Raw genomic sequence first — 17,257 nt, 5'->3', positions numbered from 1 at the left:
GGTTTGTTAATGTATTTAAAGTTTTCAGACGACCTTTTTTACATGATACGTGTAAGAATTTTTCAGCGGCTTGGCAGATATATTTCTACGCAAACAGATTGTTATAATATAACATTTTATTTCTTATTTTTCAAAAAGATAGGGTGTTGACACAGCGAAATGAAGGGGAGTATTCTCATTTGCAGGGGGTTTACCTCCTACCCGACCTTTTACGGATTTCTTACGAATGCCAAGGAGAACACTATGAAGATGCAAGCTGTTGTTGTGAATCAAAATGTAGAGGGCGATGTAGAAGTTGTAGAACGCGAAGTGCGCCCGTTGGAATACGGCGAGGCGTTGGTTGAAGTCGAATATTGCGGCGTGTGCCATACCGACTTGCACGTTGCGGCAGGCGACTACGGCGAAAAACCGGGCCGCGTGTTGGGACACGAAGGCATCGGCATCGTCAAAGAAGTCGCTGCGGGCGCGAACGCCCTGAAAGTCGGCGACCGCGTCAGCATCGCATGGTTGTTCCAAAGCTGCGGTTCGTGCGAATACTGTAATACCGGCCGCGAAACCTTGTGTCGTTCCGTATTGAACGCAGGCTACACCGCCGACGGCGGCATGGCGACCCACTGTATCGTCGATGCAGACTACGCCGTCAAAGTACCCGACGGCCTCGACCCTGCGCAAGCTTCCAGCATTACCTGCGCCGGCGTAACCACTTACAAAGGCGTGAAAGTTTCCGGCGTGCGTCCGGGACAATGGATTGCCATTTACGGTGCGGGCGGTTTGGGTAACTTGGGTGTCCAATACGCGAAAAAAGTATTCGGCGCACACGTTGTCGCCATCGACATCAACGATGAAAAACTGGCATTCGCTAAAGAAAGCGGCGCAGATTTAGTCATCAACGCCGCCAAAGAAGACGCTGCCAAAGTGATTCAAGAAAAAACCGGCGGCGCACACGCAGCCGTTGTTACCGCCGTATCCGCTGCCGCGTTCAACTCCGCTGTGGACTGCGTCCGCGCAGGCGGCCGCGTCGTTGCCATCGGTCTGCCGCCCGAATCTATGGACCTGTCCATCCCGCGTCTGGTCTTGGACGGCATCGAAGTGGTCGGCTCGCTGGTCGGTACGCGCAAAGACTTGGAAGAAGCTTTCCAATTCGGCGCAGAAGGCTTGGTGGTACCGAAAGTCCAACTGCGTGCTTTGGACGAGGCTCCGGCGATTTTCCAAGAAATGCGAGAAGGCAAAATCACCGGCCGCATGGTTATCGACATGAAAAAAGAATGTGGCTGCGGTCATCATTAATTTGATGTAGGCAGTTGACTAAAAAGGTCGTCTGAAACCTTGTTTTGGGGTTTCAGACGATCTTTAATTTATCGGCATGACAATAAAAATCTTGCGCCGTCATTCACGCATCGACAGGTATAGTGGATTAACAAAAATCAGGACAAGGCGACGAAGCCGCAGACAGTACAAATAGTACGGAACCGATTCACTTGGTGCTTCAGCACCTTAGAGAATCGTTCTCTTTGAGCTAAGGCGAGGCAACGCCGTACTGGTTTAAATTTAATCCACTATATGATGGCAGTTGACTCAACGAAATGGCCAAATCTCTAAATCTTCGCAAGTATTCTCATAAAAAGGTCGTCTGAAAAACCTAAAATCCGTTTTTCAGACGACCTTTTGTTCCACCTTACAAGCGCGTGACGCTCAACACACCTTTGACGTCGCCGAGGCTGGCGAGGACACGCGGGAGGTCGTTGACCTGTTTGACTTCGAGCGTGAACCTCATGCTGGCTTCCAAGTCGCGGGACTGGGTTTGCACGGCGGTAACGTTGAGTTTGTGGCGGGCGAGCGCGTCGGATACGTCGCGTAACAGCCCAGCGCGGTCTTGGGCGCGGATTTCGACATCGACGGCGAACACTTGTCCTTCCTGCAACGCCGCCCAGCTTGCGTCCAGCACTTTTTCAGGCGCGTGTTCGGCGAGGTGTTGGAAAGAGGGGCAGGTTTTGCGGTGCACCGAAATACCGCGCTCGCGAGTAACGAAGCCGACGATATCGTCGGGCGGCGCGGGTTTGCAGCATTTGGCAAGCGTGGTCATCAAGCCGTCTTCGCCGTCAATCAGGACACCTGTTTTGCCGCCTTTTTTAATTTTGGACTGTTTGACGATGGTGGTTTCGCTGACGGGCACGGGCGGCGGTTCGTTCAGCGTACCGCAGGCTTTCTGGATGGCGCGGTTGGAAATTTCACCCTGTCCGACGGCGGTGTAGAGGTCGTCGAGTTTTTTGTAGCCGAGGTTTTCGGCAAGCTCTTGCAGGTTGGGCTTGGGCGTGAGTTTGGCAAGCTGCTTGTCGAGTTGGACGCGGCCTTCTTCGCGCACGGTGTCGGCGTTTTGCTGACGGATGTAGGCGCGGATTTTGCCGATTGCCTTGCTGGATTTGACCCAGCCTTCGTAGAGCCAGTTGACGGAAGGATGCCCTTCTTTGGCGGTAATGATTTCGACGCGCTGTCCGTTTTCAAGCGGGGTGGACAGCGGCACGATTTGCCCTTCGACTTTCGCGCCGCGGCAGCGGTCGCCGATGCTGCTGTGCAGGGCGTAGGCGAAGTCGATGGGGGTTGCGCCGGTGGGCAGGGAGAGGACTTTGCCGTGCGGGGTCAGGACATAAATCGTGTCGTTGAAAAGCTCGGTTTTGAAGGCGGCGGCGAGGTCTTCCTTGCCGCTTTCCGCCATGTTTTCGCGCCAGTCCAAGAGTTGGCGCAACCAGGCGATTTTCTGCTCGTAGGCGGAATCGCCCTTGCCCCCCTCTTTGTAACGCCAGTGGGCGGCGACACCGAATTCGTTGAATTGGTGCATATCGAAAGTGCGGATTTGCACTTCCACGCCTTTGTCTTCGGGGCCGACGATGACGGTGTGCAAACTTTTATAGCCGTTGCCTTTGGGGTTGGCGATGTAGTCGTCGAACTCGCCGGGGATGGGCTGCCAGAGGCTGTGGACGATACCCAGCGTGGTGTAACATTCAGGGACGGTATCGACCAGAATCCGCACGGCGCGGATGTCAAACAGCCCGTCGAAGCTGAGTTTTTTCTTCACCATTTTTTTGTAAATGGAGTAGATGTGTTTCGGGCGGCCGGCGACTTCGAAGTGGACGTTGTATTTTTTTAGTTCGCCGCGCAGGATGTTGAGGAAGTTTTCGATGTATTCGAGGCGTTCGGTGCGTTTTTCGTCCAAAAGCAGCGCGATTTCGCGGTATTTTTCGGGTTCTTGGTGGCGGAAGCCGAGGTCTTCGAGCTGCCATTTGAGCTGCCACACGCCTAGACGGTTGGCAAGCGGGGCGAAGATGTCGAGGGTTTCTTTGGCGACGGCGCGTTTTTCGGGGCTGTCGGGAACCTCGCTGAGAAACTGCATGGTGCGGGTGCGCATGGCGAGTTTGATTAACACAACGCGGATGTCGGTGACCATCGCCAGCAGCATTTTACGCATGGTTTCCGCCTGTTGGGCGCGCTCTTCGGGCGTGGCAAGGCTGTCCACGCGGGCGAAATGGGTGAGCTTCTGCACTTCGTCCACACCTTTGACCAGCTCGGCGACGGTGCTGTTGCAGCGTTCGGAAACCAATAGATTCCAGTCGGGGACGTAGCGTCCGATGTCGGCAAGCAGCGTCGCGGCGACGGCATCGGGGAGCAGGTCGAGTTCATCGACCATCTGCGCAGCGCCGAGGAAATGGTCGAGCAGCGGCTCGCCATACGGCGTGACGGCATCGGCGGGATAGTGTTCCTGCGCCAGCGACCATGCGGTACCGATGAGGTTTTTATCGTTGTCCGGCAGCGCGGCGCAGTAGCTGTCGAACCATTCGCGCAATTCTTGCGGAGTCGCGCTTTGCGTGTCTTGAATCGGGCTGGTGTTGGTCATGATGGTGTCTTTTCGTTTCGATAAAAACAGGTTTATTGTAACAGGTTGTAAAGCGGATTTGCGGGCTGTTTTACGGGATGTTGTATGTATCGCGAATCGGCTTTCAATCAGCTAAACGGCAGATGCTATTAAACTTAAGAAACCGATTCTCTTCACGGTTCGGCACGCTGAAAAACTCTTCGATCAGATTTGAACTCGGCGATTTTGCGTCGGTTTTAAGCGAACCGATTGTCAGCGGTTGTTTCAGACGACCTTAAGTGATAAGGTTCGTCCGTTTGAGTAACATAACAAGGAGTATCCGATGAAGCTGTATGTTTACGACCATTGCCCGTTTTGTGTGCGGGCGCGGATGGCGGCGGGGCTGTTGGGCGCGGACGTTGAAGAAGTCGTGCTGGCAAACGACGACGAGGCGACGCCCATCGGCATGATTGGCGCGAAACAAGTGCCTATCCTGCAAAAAGAAGACGGTTCGTTTATGGGCGAGAGTTTGGACGTTGTCCGCTATCTTGACCGCGAGGGTCGTCTGAAAAATGAAATCCGCCCCGAAATACAGGCATGGTTTGACAAGGTGGGCGGCTACAACACCAAACTCGTCCATCCGCGCGTCGTGAAAATCGGTTTGCCCGAATTTGAAACGCCGGAAGCGGTGAAATATTTCACGGACAAAAAAGAGAAAAACATCGGCAGCTTTGCCACCAATTTGGACAAAACCGGTCAGTATGTGGAACGGCTGCACGAGGATTTGGCGGAACTGGAAACGCTGATGGCCGAAGGCGGCACGGGCTTGAACGGTGAAGCCGGTATGGAAGATGTGTTGGTGTTCCCGATACTGCGCAACCTGACCATCGTGCGCGGTATCGAGTGGCCGCAAAAGATTATGGATTACCTGCTGCGCATGAGCGAAGCATCGGGCGTGCCGCTGTATTTTGACCGCGCCTTGTAATAACCGAATCTGCCGGATAAAACAAACGCAAAGGTCGTCTGAAACCCAAAATCAGGTTTCAGACGACCTTTACGTTTATCCCCGCCCTACCTTCCGGGAGTGAATGCAATCAGGCGGGGCAAGCATGGCGGGAAATTGTTGATGTATGACCCCGAACAGATCGGGTGATACATCAATAATTCCTAGCTGTGCTTATTGTGCGGCAGGTGCGGAAGCAGCGGCACCACCTTCAGCGGCGCTGCGTTGGTAGCCTTTGTCTTTCATACATGCATCGAACACGGCGCGGTCTTGGTTTGCACCGGAAGCTTGTTGACATTGAGCAATTGCTTCTTCAACGCTAACGCTAGGGGTTTTTGCTTCTTCAGAAGTTTTGCTGCTAGAGCAGGCACCCAGCATCAGACTTGCAGCGGCAACGGCGATCAATAAAGTTTTCATGTCGTATATTCCTATTGTGATTGATGGTTTACAGCGCAAATTTGCGTCTGTCCCAAAACAGAGTCCCATTAGTACGATTTAGTTTCATTTACATATGAAAGTTTTTGATAAGTTTGAACTATGACAGTAAATGCCGTCAGAAAATGATAAGCGGTTTCATGAATTTAAGGAACATAAACGCCAACGACACCGCAATGTAAAAAATTCCCTTATCGACTCGGCAACACAGCCGAACAATCATGCTCCGCCCGCCTGCCGTTAGGCGGCGCAGGGGTTTTATGGCATAATCCCGCTTACCTTTCCATACCGCAGAAACCACATTCATTTTCTGCGGTTTGCCGTACACCGGCCGCACACTTTGCCGGCGGCATCCTATAAAACACATCATCAAAACATCCTCCCGTTTCAGACGACCCCACGCGGCATGCCGCATCCCGTCTGGACAGAAAGATACCGCCATGAATCCATTTGCCTCACTCGGGCTGGGCAGCGAACTCGTTTCCGCACTGACCGCGCAAGGTTACGAAAAACCGACGCCCATCCAAGCCGCCGCCATTCCCAAAGCACTTGCCGGTCATGATTTACTCGCCGCCGCCCAAACCGGTACGGGCAAAACCGCCGCCTTTATGCTGCCCAGTCTGGAACGCCTCAAACGCTACGCCACCGCCAGCACCTCGCCCGCGATGCACCCCGTGCGTATGCTCGTGTTGACCCCGACGCGCGAACTCGCCGACCAAATCGACCAAAACGTGCAGGGCTATATCAAAAACCTGCCGCTGCGCCACACCGTCCTCTTCGGCGGCGTCAACATGGACAAACAAACCGCCGACCTGCGCGCCGGCTGCGAAATCGTCGTCGCCACCGTCGGCAGGCTGCTTGACCACGTCAAACAAAAAAACATCAATTTAAACAAAGTCGAAATCGTCGTTCTCGACGAAGCCGACCGCATGTTGGATATGGGTTTCATCGACGACATCCGCAAAATCATGCAGATGCTGCCTAAACAACGCCAAACCCTGCTCTTTTCCGCAACGTTTGCCCCGCCCATCCGCAAACTCGCCAAAGACTTCATGAATGCGCCCGAAATCGTCGAAGTCGCCGCGCAAAACACCACCAGCGCCAATGTCGAGCAGCACATCATCGCCGTTGACGCACTCAAAAAACGCAATCTTTTAGAGCGGCTGATTGTCGATTTGCAGATGAACCAAGTCATCGTATTCTGCAAAACCAAACAAAGCGTCGACCAAGTGACCCGCGACCTCATGCGCCGCAACCTCGCCGCCCAATCCATCCACGGCGACAAATCCCAGCAAAGCCGTCTCGAAACCCTCAACGCCTTCAAAGAAGGCAGCCTGCGCGTTCTTGTTGCCACCGACGTCGCTGCACGCGGACTGGACATCGCCGAGCTGCCCTTCGTCATCAACTACGAACTGCCGACCCAGCCCGAAGACTACGTCCACCGCATCGGACGCACCGGCAGAGCAGGCGCGGACGGCGTCGCCATTTCCCTGATGGATAAAACCGAACAGAAAATGTTTGAAGCCATCAAAGAGCTGACCGGCAACGACTTGGCAGTCGAACGCATCGAAGGCTTCGAGCCGAACTGGTGGGGCGCGGACGCCGACGGCGATGCCGCCGCAGACACCCAAGCCGCCCCAACACGCAGCCGCGGCAGCGACAGAAACCGTTCCGAACGGAACAACCGCAGCGAACGCAATGAACGTAACGAGCGTAATGACCGCGGCGACAAATCCCCCCAAGCGGACAAAGCTGATCCCGGCGCCGCCTGCGGCACCATCGCCGGACGAAGCCGCCGCAGCCGCAGGGAACGCCAACCCTGCGCCCTGCTGCAACCCAATTACGGTACGAAATAAAGCCGGTTGTCCATCAAACCCCAAAGGTCGTCTGAAAACGTTTTCAGACGACCTTTTGGTGTCGGGAAAATAGCGGGTTCGAAAAAATATAGTGGATTAACTTTAAACCACTACGGCGTTGCCTCGCCTTAGCTCAAAGAGAACGATTCTCTAAGGTGCTGAAGCACCAAGTGAATCGGTTCCGTACTATCTGTACTGTCTGCGGCTTCGTCGCCTTGTCCTGATTTTTGTTAATCCACTATACAGGATATTGGGCCTGCGAATGAATGGAGGGACAGTTATTGCTTGATAGGCCTTTCTGTAATTTCCTAAACAATCTACGGAAGCGTGTATTTTGTTGTGAAAATAGTACGGTAAAAAAGGTCGTCTGAAGCCTAAGAATCAGGTTTCAGACGACCTTTTTTGAAGATCTGCCTATTCCCGTACCAAATGCGAAAGCGGCAGGGAGGTAGTGGTTTTGATTTCTTTCAATACGAAGCTTGATTGCGCGTCCTGTACGCCGTGGTGGGAAAGGAGTGTATCCAAGACGAAATGGGAAAAAGCATTCATATCGGTAAAAAATGCGTGGAGCAGGTAGTCGGTTTCACCGGTGAGGGCGAAGCAGCTCAATACTTCCGGCCATCCTTGTACCGATTGCGCAAAATCTTCGCGTGCGTCTTTTGCTTTGCTGATAGAAACGCGGATAAACGCCTGTAAGCCCAAATCGACGGCTGCAGGAGAGAGTAGGGCGGCATAGCGGCGGATGATGCCTGCGTCTTCCAGTTGTTTGAGGCGGCGTAAGCAGGGCGAGGGAGAGAGGGAGATGCGTTCCGCCAGCTCGACATTGGTCAGACGTCCGTTTTCCTGTAAAACCTGTAAAATTTTCAAATCGGTTTTATCCAAAGTAATCTGCTGGGTCATTTGCTTTCTTTCTCCGAACCCGCTTGCCGGGTCGGCTAGTTGATTTCATGGAATTATATCCTGAATAAATTGTTTTTAACATATTATGCTCTAATGACGGGTGGTTTGTCGGTATAATATGTGTCAAACGGCTTGCAATTTTAGAGATTTTTACAACGGTTTTATTTCAAATGGAAAGCTTGCCCAAACTGCCTTTTCAAGCCATAATCGAACCATGTGCAGGAGAGAGTTACATCAGGTTACATGTAGCCGCCGAAGGCGCAGATGCCCTTAAATCGCTCAGGCAACAGGGACTGCACATTGAAATAAAACATCTGGAGAGCGGTGCGCGATCGCACCCACCGAAGGGGAGAAGGTCGTCTGAACCACCATTCAGACAGCCGCGCAAAGCAGTGAGCAGACTGGTTTGCCATCAAGCGGATACGGCCGAAAATCTCAGGTTCAAGGACAGATAGGGTCTTCCGCGCATCTTGTGCGGACGGCATCTGAACAATAAATCCGGAGAAGCTGAGAATGACTGCCCTGAAAACCACCCCGTTTCACCAAGCCCATCAAGATGCAGGCGCGAAGTTGGTCGATTTTGCCGGCTGGGAGCTGCCCATCCATTATGGTTCGCAAATCGCCGAACACGAAGCCGTGCGCACCGACGCCGGTATGTTCGACGTATCCCATATGCTCGTTACCGACGTCGCCGGAGCGAATGCAAAAGCCTTTTTCCGCAAACTGATTGCCAACGACGTTGCCAAACTCGCTTTCGTCGGCAAAGCCCTTTATTCCGCACTGCTCAACGACAACGGCGGTGTGATTGACGACTTGATCGTTTACCGCACCAACGAAGCCGAGACCCAATACCGCATCGTGTCCAACGGTGCGACCCGCGAAAAAGACACCGCCCAGTTCCACAAAGTCGGACAAGAATTCGGCGTCGCCTTCAATCCGCGCTACGACCTCGGTATGCTTGCCGTACAAGGCCCTAAAGCCATTGAAAAACTCCTGACCGTCAAACCCGAATGGGCGGATGTCGTCCACAACCTCAAACCGTTCCAAGGCGTGGATTTGGGCAACGACTGGTTTGTCGCCCGCACCGGCTACACCGGCGAAGACGGCGTCGAAGTCATCCTGCCCGGTACCGAAGCCGTCGCATTCTTCAAAGCCCTGCAACAAGCCGGCGTACAGCCCTGCGGCCTCGGCGCGCGCGACACCCTGCGCATGGAAGCCGGTATGAACCTTTACGGCAACGATATGGACGACGACACCAGCCCGCTCGAAGCAGGCATGGGCTGGACCGTTGATTTGAAAGACGAAAACCGCGATTTCGTCGGCAAAGCCGCCTTGTTGGCATTGAAAGAAAAAGGCGTTGCCGTCAAACAAGTCGGTTTGCTGCTCGACAAAGGCGGCATCCTGCGCGCGCATATGGAAGTGTTGACCGACAAAGGCAAAGGCGAAACCACCAGCGGCGTATTCTCGCCCAGCCTGAAACAATCCATCGCCATCGCCCGCGTACCGAAAGATTTTGACGGCGATACCGCCAAAGTGCTGATGCGCGGTAAGGAAGTGGACGTGCGCGTATTGAAGCTGCCGTTTGTACGCAACGGACAGAAACAGTTTGATTGATGCGGTTTCAGACGACCTTTGCCAAAGTTAAGGTCGTCTGAAAACAAACGTAGAACAGCCTGTCGATCATATCCGAAGGCTTCACTCTTTAAGCCAAAAAACCAATGGAGAATCAAACCATGAGCAACAACATCCCAGCCGAACTGAAATACGTTGCCAGCCACGAATGGCTGCGCCTTGAAGAAGACGGTACGATTACCGTCGGCATTACCCACCACGCGCAAGAGTTGTTGGGCGACATCGTGTTCGTCGAGCTGCCCGAAGTCGGTGCGAACCTTGCCGCCGAAGAGCAAGCCGGTGTGGTTGAGTCTGTGAAAGCCGCGTCCGACGTGTACGCGCCGATTGCAGGCGAAGTCGTTGTCGTCAACGAAGATTTGCCCGGCGCGCCGGAAACCGCCAACAGCGACCCTTACGGCGCAGGCTGGTTTTTCAAAATCAAACCTGCCAATCCTGCCGACTACGACGGCCTGCTGACCGCCGAACAATACGCGGGCGAAGTAGATTGATTTTAAAATGGCGCGGCAGGCATATTGCCGCGTTTTGATTTTGAAAGGTCGTCTGAAACCCCGTTTTAGGTTTTCAGACGACTTTTGTTTCGCTTGACCGATAAAACATGAATTACTGCGAATTTGTTGCCGCCCTTCGGAGCAATACGGACAATCCGAACAAACATTACCACGATAAGCAATACGGTTTTCCGATTTCAGACGACAATGAGTTGTTCGGACGGCTGGTGTTGGAAATCAATCAGGCGGGTCTGAGCTGGACATTGATGCTGAAGAAACAACAGGCGTTTCGGGCTGCATTTAAAGATTTCGACATTGACGCTGTCGCCGCATTCGACGAAACCGACATCGAACGCCTGCTTGCCGACGCAGGCATCGTCCGCAACCGCCTGAAAATCAATGCCGCTATTTACAATGCTAGACAAATCAAAAAGTTGCAACAGGAATACGGCTCGTTCAAACACTGGCTCGATACGAACCATCCGCTCGATAAAGCCGAGTGGGTGAAGCTCTTTAAAAAACATTTCAGATTTGTCGGCGGCGAAATCGTCGGCGAATTTTTAATGAGTACCGGCTACCTGCCCGGCGCGCATATTGAAAGCTGTCCGGTTTATCAAGAAGTTTTGGAAAGTCGCCCGAAATGGACAGAGGTCGTCTGAAAACAAGTTTTTGATATCACTTACCGTATTTATTTTTAAATAAATGTTTTCAGACGACCTCACTAATCCAAACGTCGTCTGAAAACCAAAACACCTGAAAACCAAAACACCTGCCTTCGCGGCAGATTCCTACAACACCGAAGGAGTAGAAATGAAACTATCCGAACTGTTCAACCCCAACGAATTTGCCGCGCGTCATTTGAGTTTCGGCGACGAGGCCGCGCTTTTGGAAGCGCTCGGCGAGAAAAGCATGGACGATTTTGTCGGCAACACCGTGCCGCAAAGCATCCGTATGCCGTCCGAACTCGACCTGCCCGAAGCCCTGACCGAGGCGGATGCTTTGGCGAAGCTGAAAGCCATTGCGGCGAAAAACGTGGTCAACAAATCCTATATCGGTTTGGGCTATTACCCGACCCGCGTGCCGAACGTGATTTTGCGCAACGTGTTGGAAAATCCGGGCTGGTACACCGCCTACACGCCTTATCAGGCAGAAATCGCGCAGGGTCGTTTGGAAGCCTTGTTGAACTTCCAGCAGGTGTGCCTCGATTTGACCGGCTTCCCCGTGGCGGGTGCATCTTTGTTGGACGAAGCAACCGCCGCCGCTGAAGCGATGGCGATGGCGCACCGTGTGGGCAAGGTGAAATCCGAACGCTTCTTCGTGGACGAGCGCGTCTATCCGCAGACTTTGGGCGTAATGAAAACCCGCGCCAAATATTTCGGCTTCGAGCTGGTGGTCGGTGATTTTGCCAAAGCGGATGAAGGCGAATACTTCGGCGCGCTGTTCCAATACGTCGGCAAAGACGGCGATGTGCAAGACTTGCAGTACGTTATAGGTCGTCTGAAAACCAAAGGCACGATTGTTGCCGTTGCCGCCGACATCATGAGCTTGGTCTTGCTGAAATCGCCTGCCGAATTGGGCGCGGACATCGCGTTGGGCAACACCCAACGCTTCGGCGTACCGATGGGCTTCGGCGGTCCGCACGCCGCTTATTTCGCGTTTAAAGACGAGTTCAAACGTTCCGCTCCAGGTCGAATCATCGGCGTATCCAAAGACGCATCGGGCAAACCCGCGCTGCGCATGGCTTTGTCCACCCGCGAGCAACACATCCGCCGCGAAAAAGCCACGTCCAATATTTGTACCGCGCAGGCATTGCTGGCGAACTTGGCGGGCATGTACGCCGTTTATCACGGCCCCGAAGGCGTGAAACGCATCGCCAACCGCATTCACGCGCTGGCTTCCGCCTTTGCCGACGCGCTGGTTTCAGACGGCCTGAAAGTGCTTCACGAAGTCTTCTTCGATACCGTTACCGTCGATTTCGGCAGCAAAGAAAAAGCGGACAAAGCGTTCCAAACCGCTTTGGAACTGGGCTACAACCTGCGCCGCGTCAGCGACACCCAAATCGCCGCCGCCTTCCACGAAACATCCGTGCGCGAAGACCTTGCCGTGTTGTACTACGCCTTCACCGGCAACAACACCTTCACGCTTTCAGACGACGTCAAAGGTCGTCTGAAAACCGAATTCCTGCGCCAAGACAATATCTTGCAGCATCCCGTGTTCAACCGTTACCACACCGAACACGAAATGCTGCGCTACCTGAAAAAGCTCGAAGACCGCGATTTGGCGATGAACCGCAGCATGATTTCGCTGGGCAGCTGCACCATGAAGCTCAACGCCACCGCCGAAATGCTGCCGATTACTTGGGCGGAGTTCTCCGACATCCACCCCTACACCCCCGAAACCCAAACCGCCGGCTACCGCGAACTCCTGACCGACATGGAAAACAGCCTGAAAGCCATCACCGGTTTTGACGCGATTTCCTTCCAGCCCAACTCCGGCGCGCAGGGCGAATACAGCGGTATGCTGTCCATCCGCCGCTATCAGGAAGCCCAAGGCGAAGCGCACCGCAACATCTGCCTGATTCCCAAGTCCGCCCACGGCACCAACCCCGCCACTGCCGCCATGCTCGGTTTGAAAGTCGTCGTCGTCGATACCGACGAACACGGCAACGTCAACATCGACGATTTGAAAGCCAAAGCCGAACAACACCGCGACGCCTTGTCCGCCATCATGATTACCTACCCGTCCACCCACGGCGTGTACGAAGAAGGCATCCGCGACATCTGCCGCATCATCCATGAAAACGGCGGACAGGTTTACATGGACGGCGCCAACCTCAACGCCCAAATCGGCATCATGCAGCCCGCCGAAGTCGGCGCGGACGTATTGCACATGAACCTGCACAAAACCTTCTGCATCCCCCACGGCGGCGGCGGCCCGGGCATGGGTCCCATCGGTCTGAAAGCCCACCTCGCCCCGTTTGCTCCAGGCCATGTGTTAACCGACACACACAGCGCAAGTGCCGGTCAAACCGCCGTTTCCTCCGCCGCCTTCGGCTCCGCGTCCATCCTGCCGATTACCTGGATGTACCTGACCATGATGGGCAAACAAGGCATGGAGCAGGCGACGCGCTGGGCATTGCTCAACGCCAACTACGTCGCCAAACGCCTGAGCGAAGACTATCCCGTCCTTTACACAGGCAAAAACGGCCACGTCGCGCACGAATGTATCGTCGATTTGCGTCCGCTCAAAGCCGAAAGCGGCATCACCGAAACCGACATCGCCAAACGCCTGATGGACTACGGCTTCCACGCCCCGACCGTCTCCTTCCCCGTTGCCGGCACGCTGATGATCGAGCCGACCGAAAGCGAGAGCAAAGCCGAACTCGACCGCTTCATCGCCGCCCTCAAACAAATCAAGCAGGAAGTGTTGAAAGTCGAGAGCGGCGAATGGCCGAAAGACGATAACCCGCTGGTCAACGCCCCGCACACCGCCGCCGACGTAACCGGCGAATGGGCGCATCCGTACTCCCGTGAAGAAGCCGTCTTCCCGCTGCCTTTCGTGCGTGAAAACAAATTCTGGCCGAGTGTCAACCGCGTGGACGACGTGTATGGCGACCGGAATCTGGTCTGCTCCTGCCCGCCGATGGAAGCGTATGAAGATTAAGGTTTGACATGAAGAAAGGTCGTCTGAAAATTTCAGACGACCTTTGTTTTCATAAACAACAAAATATTTCGTAAGAAAATTGTTTACGATTTACTTTATTATTTAAATTATTAGGTTTTAATTATCTTCTCTTGCCAAAAATCAGAGACAACACAGCTAAAACCAAGAAACAGATAAACAGGATTTTAGCAATACCTGCCGCGCTACCTGCAATGCCGCCAAAGCCAAGGAAGGCTGCAATGAGGGCAATGACGAAGAAGACTACTGCATAATGAAGCATAATTATTCCTTTCGGATTTTCAATGATAAAACGGTCAGAGAGAAACCCCCGACCGTTTTTTAGTGTTAGTGGGGTTTGATATTAATTTTCGTTCAGCCAGTCATCAACTTCTTTTTCGGCTTCTTCTTTTGAACGACCGTAACGTTCTTGGATTTTACCGGCCAATTGGTCGCGTTTGCCTTCGATTACATCCAAATCATCGTTGGTCAATTCGCCCCATTTTTCTTTGGCTTTACCTTTGAGCTGTGCCCATTTGCCTTTGATAATATCTTCATTCATGGCTATACCATCCTATGTTATTGACTAATAGAATACTCACGGATGTAACCGCTTACACAAAACATTAACTGAGAATTTGTTTGTTGGCAAGTATGGCGCAAGTTATGGAAATGTTGATTTACAATAAATGATTCAACTAATTTATCTGACAATCAATGAGTTGTGCTTATTTGTTAAGTTTTGAAAAATGCCTACATTTTATTAATTAGTCGCTCCTAGGTTAAATTTTACTTTTAAATCAACATGAAAAAATTAAGAATATATTAATATTCAGAGTTATTTTACAACCGTTTATTCAATATTAAAGCCGTTCATTTATAGATTGCTGAGAAGGGATTGGAGTCGGAAAAGACAAAAGGTCGTCTGAAAAATTTTTCAGACGACCTTTTGATAAGACGGCCTTTTGATTATTTGATGACCCGCGCCAGCAAGGCTTTTTCTTTGCCCTGCATATTCGGGATTTTGACTTGGATGCCGTTGCCCGGGGCGACTTCGACGGCTGCGCCTTTGCGGGTCATTTGTTCCAGCCTGATGGTTTGGTTGCCTTCGGGATGGATGATTTCTAAGGTGTCGCCGACGGCAAAGCGGTTTTTGACTTCCACCGTTGCCCAGCCTTCGGCGTCGATTTCGGTAACGTGTCCGACGTATTGGCTTTGTTTGGCAGTGGAATGGCCGCTGAGGTAGTTTTGGTAGTCTTGGGTTTGGTGGCGTTCGAGGAAGCCGCTGGTGTAGCCGCGGTTGGCGAGGCCTTCGAGTTCGCTCAACAAGCCGTAGTCGAACGGACGGCCTGCGACGGCATCGTCAATCGCTTTACGGTAGGACTGGGCGACGCGGGCGACGTAGTAGAGCGACTTGGTGCGGCCTTCGACTTTGAGGCTGTCCACACCGATTTTGGCGAGTTTCTCGACGACTTCGATGCCGCGCAGGTCTTTGGAATTCATGATGTAGGTGCCGTGTTCGTCTTCCATAATCGGCATCATTTCGCCTGGGCGGTTGGACTCTTCAATCAGGAAGACTTTGTCGGCGTAGGAGTGGCGTTTCTGACCGTTGATGCCTTCGAAGTTTTGATTGGCTTCTTCTTGGGCTTTTTCAAAGTTGAAGCCTTGTAGAAGCTGGGCGTCTCCCGCATCGCTTTCAGTGGCGTTATGGACTTTGTAGTCCCAGCGGCAGGAGTTGGTGCAGGTACCTTGGTTAGGGTCGCGGTGGTTGAAATAGCCTGACAACAGGCAACGGCCTGAGTAGGCGATGCACAATGCGCCGTGGATGAAGACTTCGAGTTCGATGTCGGGGCATTCTTGGCGGATTTCGGCGATTTCTTCCATGCTCAATTCGCGCGACAGGATGATGCGTTCGACGCCGATGTTCTGCCAGAATTTCACGCCCCAGTAGTTGGTGGTGTTTGCCTGTACGGACAGGTGGATCGGCATTTCCGGCCATTTTTCGCGCACGGTCATGATCAAACCCGGATCCGCCATAATCAGCGCGTCAGGCTTCATGGCAATCAGCGGCTCCATGTCGGCGACGAAGGTTTTGAGTTTGGAATTGTGCGGCAGGGTGTTGACGGTCAAAAAGAATTTTTTGTTGCGCTCGTGCGCTTCTTTAATGCCTTGTTCGAGGACGTCGAGTTTGGCAAATTCGTTGTTGCGGGCGCGCAGGGAATAACGCGGGCTGCCGGCATAAACGGCGTCTGCGCCGTAGTCGTAGGCGGCGCGCATACGTTCGAGGCCGCCGGCGGGAAGGAGGAGTTCGGGTGCTTTCATGTTCGTGCTTTATAAAAGGTTTCAGACGACCTTTTAAATCACGGGAAAAGGTCGTCTGAAACGGTGTTTTAAGGATGGGCGGATTATCCGCCTTTTTGTCGGGGCGGTCAATTTTGCGGCGGCATATCGGGATTGTTTTGCGTTGTTTTTTCAGAGGAAAACGGGTTTTCGAGTGGCAATAAGCGGATAAACACTACGGATGGGGAAATGTAAAAAAACGGACGGCAACCCGATTAATTTAACAAAAAGGCATTCAAATAATGTATTTTCTTGTAAAATATCGAGTTTCATTTTTCCAATGTTCGGGAATCGGGCGGCTGCCGCAATCCGTTTCCCAGAGTTTTAGACAGGCGGACGAGTATGGATTTTCGGTTTGACATTATTTACGAATACCGCTGGATGTTTTTCTACGGCGCGCTGACGACGCTGGGTTTGACCGTAGTGGCGACGGCGGGCGGCTCCGTATTGGGTCTGCTGCTCGCGCTGGCGCGCTTGATTCATCTGGAAAAGGCGGGTGCGCCCATGCGCGCGCTGGCTTGGGTTTTGCGTAAGGTTTCGTTGCTGTATGTAACGCTGTTCCGTGGTACGCCGCTGTTTGTGCAGATTGTGATTTGGTCTTACGTCTGGTTCCCATTTTTCGTCCATCCTACCGATGGTTTGCTGATTAACGGCGATCAGGCGGTGGACATCCGACGTTCTTACGGCGCGCTGATTGCCGGTTCGCTTGCCTTGATTGCCAACTCCGGCGCGTATATCTGCGAGATTTTCCGCGCGGGCATCCAGTCCATCGACCGCGGTCAGATGGAAGCAGCGCGTTCGCTGGGTCTGACTTATCCGCAGGCGATGCGCTATGTGATTCTTCCGCAGGCGTTGCGCCGTATGCTGCCGCCGCTTGCCAGCGAATTTATTACGCTTTTGAAAGACAGTTCGCTCTTATCCGTCATCGCTGTGGCGGAGCTGGCTTATGTGCAAAGTACGATTAGCGGTCGCTATTCTGTTTATGAAGAACCGCTCTATACCGTCGCGCTGATTTATCTCATGATGACGACTTTCTTGGGCTGGGTGTTCCTGCGCTTGGAAAACCGTTACAACCCGCAGCATCGTTGATTTCCGA

General features: G+C 53.1%; 14 protein-coding genes and 1 riboswitch. Of the genes, 8 read left to right on the top strand and 6 right to left on the bottom strand.

Annotated elements, in window-relative coordinates; translation table 11 throughout:
• Positions 1 to 243 precede the first annotated feature (243 nt).
• Positions 244 to 1,287 (top strand): alcohol dehydrogenase AdhP, encoded by a 1,044-nt coding sequence (gene adhP, locus NSCA4_RS0106135; protein ID WP_016687317.1) that lies wholly within the window; start codon positions 244 to 246, stop codon positions 1,285 to 1,287.
• 388 nt (positions 1,288 to 1,675) lie between these two features.
• Here the strand turns inward: adhP and NSCA4_RS0106130 are convergent, their stop codons facing one another.
• Positions 1,676 to 3,889, bottom strand: coding sequence for a RelA/SpoT family protein (locus NSCA4_RS0106130; RefSeq protein ID WP_016687316.1), 2,214 nt, complete (start codon positions 3,887 to 3,889; stop codon positions 1,676 to 1,678).
• A 301-nt stretch (positions 3,890 to 4,190) separates the two neighbouring features.
• Between NSCA4_RS0106130 and NSCA4_RS0106125 the strand changes: the two genes are divergently transcribed.
• Positions 4,191 to 4,832: a GrxB family glutaredoxin gene (locus NSCA4_RS0106125; protein ID WP_029609578.1), complete on the top strand. Its 642-nt coding sequence runs from the start codon at positions 4,191 to 4,193 to the stop codon at positions 4,830 to 4,832.
• A 192-nt stretch (positions 4,833 to 5,024) separates the two neighbouring features.
• On the opposite strand, the gene NSCA4_RS0106120 is transcribed toward NSCA4_RS0106125, so the two are convergent.
• Positions 5,025 to 5,267 (bottom strand): hypothetical protein, encoded by a 243-nt coding sequence (locus NSCA4_RS0106120; protein WP_016687314.1) that lies wholly within the window; start codon positions 5,265 to 5,267, stop codon positions 5,025 to 5,027.
• 458 nt (positions 5,268 to 5,725) lie between these two features.
• Here NSCA4_RS0106120 and NSCA4_RS0106110 point away from each other — a divergent pair, with 458 nt between their 5' ends.
• Positions 5,726 to 7,141 (top strand): DEAD/DEAH box helicase, encoded by a 1,416-nt coding sequence (locus NSCA4_RS0106110; protein WP_016687312.1) that lies wholly within the window; start codon positions 5,726 to 5,728, stop codon positions 7,139 to 7,141.
• A 414-nt stretch (positions 7,142 to 7,555) separates the two neighbouring features.
• Here NSCA4_RS0106110 and NSCA4_RS0106105 read toward each other — a convergent pair whose 3' ends face one another.
• Positions 7,556 to 8,041 (bottom strand): Lrp/AsnC family transcriptional regulator, encoded by a 486-nt coding sequence (locus tag NSCA4_RS0106105; protein WP_016687311.1) that lies wholly within the window; start codon positions 8,039 to 8,041, stop codon positions 7,556 to 7,558.
• 209 nt (positions 8,042 to 8,250) lie between these two features.
• A riboswitch (glycine riboswitch) is annotated at positions 8,251 to 8,347 on the top strand.
• 207 nt (positions 8,348 to 8,554) lie between these two features.
• Here NSCA4_RS0106105 and gcvT point away from each other — a divergent pair.
• The 4 genes from gcvT (at position 8,555) to gcvP (ending at position 13,824) form a co-directional block, all read left to right on the top strand.
• Positions 8,555 to 9,655 (top strand): glycine cleavage system aminomethyltransferase GcvT, encoded by a 1,101-nt coding sequence (gcvT, locus tag NSCA4_RS0106095; protein ID WP_016687309.1) that lies wholly within the window; start codon positions 8,555 to 8,557, stop codon positions 9,653 to 9,655.
• A gap of 119 nt (positions 9,656 to 9,774) precedes the next feature.
• The gene (gene gcvH / locus NSCA4_RS0106090; protein ID WP_029609577.1) at positions 9,775 to 10,161 is read left to right on the top strand and encodes a glycine cleavage system protein GcvH; all 387 of its coding nucleotides are present in this window, start codon (positions 9,775 to 9,777) and stop codon (positions 10,159 to 10,161) included.
• Positions 10,162 to 10,268: 107 nt separating this feature from the next.
• Positions 10,269 to 10,820 (top strand): DNA-3-methyladenine glycosylase I, encoded by a 552-nt coding sequence (locus tag NSCA4_RS0106085; protein WP_016687307.1) that lies wholly within the window; start codon positions 10,269 to 10,271, stop codon positions 10,818 to 10,820.
• A 151-nt stretch (positions 10,821 to 10,971) separates the two neighbouring features.
• On the top strand, positions 10,972 to 13,824 hold the full coding sequence (gene gcvP / locus NSCA4_RS0106080; RefSeq protein WP_016687306.1) for an aminomethyl-transferring glycine dehydrogenase: 2,853 nt from the start codon (positions 10,972 to 10,974) through the stop codon (positions 13,822 to 13,824).
• Between the two features lie 121 nt (positions 13,825 to 13,945).
• On the opposite strand, the gene NSCA4_RS13840 is transcribed toward gcvP, so the two are convergent.
• The 3 genes from NSCA4_RS13840 to trhP form a co-directional block, all read right to left on the bottom strand.
• Positions 13,946 to 14,104, bottom strand: a complete 159-nt coding sequence (locus tag NSCA4_RS13840; protein WP_016687305.1) for a DUF1328 domain-containing protein — start codon at positions 14,102 to 14,104, stop codon at positions 13,946 to 13,948.
• 81 nt (positions 14,105 to 14,185) lie between these two features.
• Positions 14,186 to 14,383: a CsbD family protein gene (locus NSCA4_RS0106070; protein WP_016687304.1), complete on the bottom strand. Its 198-nt coding sequence runs from the start codon at positions 14,381 to 14,383 to the stop codon at positions 14,186 to 14,188.
• A 407-nt stretch (positions 14,384 to 14,790) separates the two neighbouring features.
• Positions 14,791 to 16,143 (bottom strand): prephenate-dependent tRNA uridine(34) hydroxylase TrhP, encoded by a 1,353-nt coding sequence (gene trhP / locus NSCA4_RS0106065; protein WP_016687303.1) that lies wholly within the window; start codon positions 16,141 to 16,143, stop codon positions 14,791 to 14,793.
• A 360-nt stretch (positions 16,144 to 16,503) separates the two neighbouring features.
• Between trhP and NSCA4_RS0106060 the strand changes: the two genes are divergently transcribed.
• Positions 16,504 to 17,250 (top strand): amino acid ABC transporter permease, encoded by a 747-nt coding sequence (locus NSCA4_RS0106060; protein ID WP_016687302.1) that lies wholly within the window; start codon positions 16,504 to 16,506, stop codon positions 17,248 to 17,250.
• The last annotated feature ends 7 nt before the right edge of the window (positions 17,251 to 17,257 follow it).

The sequence above is a fragment of the Neisseria sicca 4320 genome (assembly GCF_000193735.1).
Taxonomy (GTDB): Bacteria; Pseudomonadota; Gammaproteobacteria; order Burkholderiales; family Neisseriaceae; genus Neisseria; species Neisseria sicca_E.
Note: the sequence above shows the minus strand (reverse complement) of the source record. Positions and strands in the feature narration are given on the sequence as shown.